This is a genomic window from Rhodococcus sp. EPR-134, assembly GCF_001647205.1.
In the GTDB taxonomy this organism is placed as follows: domain Bacteria; phylum Actinomycetota; class Actinomycetes; order Mycobacteriales; family Mycobacteriaceae; genus Rhodococcus_F; species Rhodococcus_F qingshengii.
In genome coordinates this window covers 1-3,868 of sequence record NZ_LVCT01000665.1, presented here as the reverse complement: position 1 = coordinate 3,868, position 3,868 = coordinate 1, and the positions used below count along the sequence as shown (strand labels likewise).

The 3,868-nt window shown below is 66.2% G+C and carries 5 protein-coding genes; all 5 read left to right on the top strand.

Features of this window, described 5'->3' with window-relative positions; translation table 11 throughout:
* Positions 1 to 658 (top strand): AMP-binding enzyme (locus A2J01_RS28780; protein ID WP_156519440.1); only part of this gene is annotated, 658 nt, incomplete at its 5' end.
* Positions 655 to 1,443 (top strand): enoyl-CoA hydratase/isomerase family protein, encoded by a 789-nt coding sequence (locus tag A2J01_RS28775; protein WP_011331215.1) that lies wholly within the window; start codon positions 655 to 657, stop codon positions 1,441 to 1,443. The genes A2J01_RS28780 and A2J01_RS28775, both read left to right, overlap by 4 nt.
* 8 nt (positions 1,444 to 1,451) lie before the next feature.
* A complete protein-coding gene (locus tag A2J01_RS28770; protein WP_011331214.1) occupies positions 1,452 to 2,612 on the top strand; it encodes an acyl-CoA dehydrogenase family protein in 1,161 nt (386 codons plus the stop codon).
* A gap of 91 nt (positions 2,613 to 2,703) precedes the next feature.
* Entirely contained in the window at positions 2,704 to 3,462 is a 759-nt protein-coding gene (locus A2J01_RS28765; RefSeq protein WP_011331213.1) for a 3-hydroxyacyl-CoA dehydrogenase, read from the top strand.
* A partial coding sequence (locus A2J01_RS28760) for a MaoC/PaaZ C-terminal domain-containing protein (RefSeq protein ID WP_064114100.1) occupies positions 3,459 to 3,868 on the top strand: 410 nt, incomplete at its 3' end. The genes A2J01_RS28765 and A2J01_RS28760, both read left to right, overlap by 4 nt.

Here is a 3,868-nt window from a genome sequence, read left to right as displayed (position 1 = left end):
CGGCGCCACCGAGACCACCCCTCTGGTCGCGGTGAACCGGGGACTGAAGCCCTCGCTGCGCGGTGTGATCTCGGACGAGGAGAAGTGGGATCTCAAGCGTAAGCAGGGTTTGCCGGTCAACGGCATCGACATCCGGATCGTCGACGCGGAAGGCAACGATCTCCCGCACGACGGCACGAGTCAGGGTGAAGTGCTGCTGCGCGGACCGTGGATCATCGAGCGCTATCACAAGCTCGACGACGACGCCGACAAGTTCCTCGACGGGTATTGGCGTAGCGGCGATGTCGGGACCATCGACCCGAATGGTTACTTGAAGATCACCGACCGGATCAAGGACGTGGTCAAGTCGGGTGGCGAATGGATTTCCTCCATCGACATGGAGAACGCACTCGTTGCCCATCCGAAGATCGCCGAGGCGGCCGTCATCGGCGTCCCGCACCCGAAGTGGCAGGAGCGTCCAGTAGCACTCGTCGTGACGACCGACGGGCAGGAACTTCCACTGTCGGAGATCCACGAATTGCTCGCCGATGCATTCGCCAAATGGCAATTGCCCGAGACCGTCCTGTATCTGGACCAGCTGCCCCGCACCAGCGTCGGCAAGCTCGACAAGAAGGCCATGCGCGCCGCGCACACCAACGTCTACGAGGACGTCCGATGAACCCCGACAACGCCCCGCTACGCACGGCCCGCGACAGCCACCTCCTGATCCTGGAGATCAACCGGCCCAAGGCTCGCAACAGTCTGAACGAGGCGGTGCTCACCGCCTTGAACACCGAGCTCGTCGCGGCTCGGCACGACGACGAGATCCGTGCCATCGTGCTCACCGGCGCCGGCGGGATCTTCTGCGCCGGAGCCGACATCACCAATTTCGACGCCATTCGCGACCAGTCGCTGCTCGGCGATCGAGCCGCGCTGGGCGGCACCATCTGGGCCGACCTGGGCCGATTCCCGAAGCCGGTCCTCGCTGCGGTCGAGGGCCTCGCACTCGGCGGCGGCTGCGAGTTGGCGCTTGCCTGCGACATCGTCATCGCCGGCGAATCCGCCAAGTTCGGTGTCCCGGAGGTGAAGCTCGGCGTGATCCCGGGCGGCGGCGGAACCCAGCGCCTGATTCAGGCCGTCGGCAAGTCCAAGGCGATGGCCCTACTGCTCACCGGCGACTTCCTGTCCGCACAGCGGGCGTGCGCGGCCGGCATCGTCGCCGAGACCGTCCCGGACGGCACCGCCCTCGAAGCGGCGGTCGCCATGGCGCAGCGGATCGCCGCCAACTCACCGCTCGCGGTGGCGCTGGCCAAGGATGCCGCCCTCCAGGCCCTGGAAACCTCTCTGGCGCAAGGACTCGAGCACGAGAAGCGCAACTTTCACGTTGCCATCCATTCCGCCGACAGCCGCGAGGGCCAGGCCGCGTTCCTCGCCAAGCGCGCCCCCGAATTCACCGGAAAGTAGGACCGATCATGAGCGAGCTGTTCCCCGATTACCGCTCCCCGTGGGAGACCGACGATCAGGCGCTGCTGCGTAAGCACGCCGCCGAGTTCTTCCGCAAGGAAGCCACCCCGAACCAGGACCGTTGGGCCGCGCAGCACCAGGTCGACCGCGAGTTCTGGACCAAGGCCGGCGCCGCGGGACTGCTGTGCCTCGACATCGCCGAAGAATACGGCGGCGGGGGCGGCAACTTCGGCCACGAGGCGATCGTGCAGCAGGAGATCGCCTACGCCCACGACACCGCGTTCGGCTTCGCCGTGCACTCGACGATCGTCGCGCACTACATCGCCGCCTATGCCACCGAGGACCAGAAGAAGCGCTGGCTATCGAAATGTGCGAGCGGTGAGAGCGTCCTCGCCATTGCGATGACCGAACCCGGCACCGGCTCGGACCTGCAGGCCGTACGGACCACCGCGGTTCGCGACGGCGGCCACTACGTGATCAACGGCTCGAAGACGTTCATCTCGAACGCGTCGCACTGCGACCTGCTCGTCATCGTCGCCAAAACGGACCCGAGCCAAGGTTCCAAGGGTATCTCGCTGCTCGTCGCGGAGACGGAGAATCTTCCGGGGTTCGAGCGTGGGCGGGTGCTGGACAAGATCGGCCAGCACGGCCAGGACACCCGCGAGTTGTCGTTCACCGACATGCGGGTGCCGGCAGCGAATCTGCTCGGCGGCGTCGAGGGGCAGGGCTTCTACCAGCTGATGGGTCAGCTGCAGCGTGAGCGGCTGATCCTCGGTGTCGGCGGTGTCGCGGTGGCCGAGGCCGCGGTGGCGGAGAGCATCAGGTACGCCAAGGAACGTCACGCCTTCGGCAAGCCGATCCTGAACTTCCAGAACACGAAGTTCGTACTCGCCGAGTGCAAGACCGACGTGCTGGCCGGCAAGACCCTGATGGACCACTGCATCCAGCGTCACCTCGACGGCACCCTCGACGCGGCGACCGCGTCGATGGCCAAGCTGTGGGGCAGCGACAAGCAGTGCGAGATCGTCGACCGCTGCCTGCAGGTCTTCGGTGGCTACGGCTACATGATGGAGTACCCGATCGCGCAGATGTACGCCGCTTCCCGCGTGCAGAAGATCTACGGCGGCACCAACGAGATCATGAAGGAACTCATCGGCCGCGCCTTATGAGGTTGACCTTCGCGCAGTGACACCACTGCGTCAGTCACACCTCACTTTGTCAAAAACCCGATGTTCTCAACCTATTTCGTCAGGAGTATTCATGCATATCACCGGAACCAACGCACTCGTCACCGGCGGAGCCTCGGGCCTCGGACTGGCCACCGTCACCGCCCTCGCCAAGTCGGGCGCCCGGGTAATCGCCGTCGACCTGCCCACCGCGAACACGGATGCGCTGGCTGCTCTCGGCGACACCGTGGAATTCGCTCCGGCGGATGTCACCGACGAGGCCGCGGTCACCGAGGCGGTCGAGCGCGCCAACGCGGAGTCCTCACTGCGAATCACCGTGAACTGCGCCGGCATCGGCAACGCCGTCAAGACCGTCGGTAAGAACGGACCGTTCCCGCTGGCCGAATTCGAGAAGATCGTCAAGGTCAACCTGACCGGAACCTTCAACGTCATCCGCCTCGCCGCGCACGCGATGTCGCAGAACGAGCCCGTCGACGGCGAGCGCGGCGTGATCGTCAACACCGCCTCGGTCGCGGCCTTCGACGGGCAGATCGGACAGGCCGCGTACTCGGCATCGAAGGGCGGGATCGTCGGCGCCACCCTGCCGATCGCCCGCGACCTGGCGTCGCTGCTGATCCGGGTGAACACCATCGCGCCCGGCCTGTTCAAGACCCCGCTGCTGGGCACGCTGCCCGAGGCGGCTCAGATTTCGCTGGGACAGCAGGTGCCGCACCCGAACCGGCTCGGCGACCCCGCCGAGTACGCGCAGCTGGTCGAGGCGATCGTGACCAACCCGATGCTCAACGGCGAAACCATCCGCCTCGACGGCGCGATCCGCATGGCGCCGCGGTGAAACCCGTCGGCGTGCAGGTGGGATCGCACCATGAGCACACACGCCTTGTATACGCCGAGGACCTGGGCATCGGCCAGCGTTTCGACTTGGGCTCACACACGGTGACCGAGGCCGAACTCGTCGACTTCGCCACCCACTGGGATCCCCAGTGGTTTCACATCGACCGGGCGGCGGCGCAGGACGGCCAGTTCGGTGGCCTGATCGCCAGTGGAATCCACACGTTGGCGATCCTGCAACGGCTGACATTCGACGCAGTGGGGCACAGCTGGGCGGCCATTGCCGGGCGCGGCATCCGAGATCTGCGGTTCCGCCGTCCCGTGCGTCCAGGAGACGTGCTGACCGGCACCGTCGTCATCGACGACATCCAGTTCGACGACCGGGCACGCGCCCTCGTCACCACCGAGCG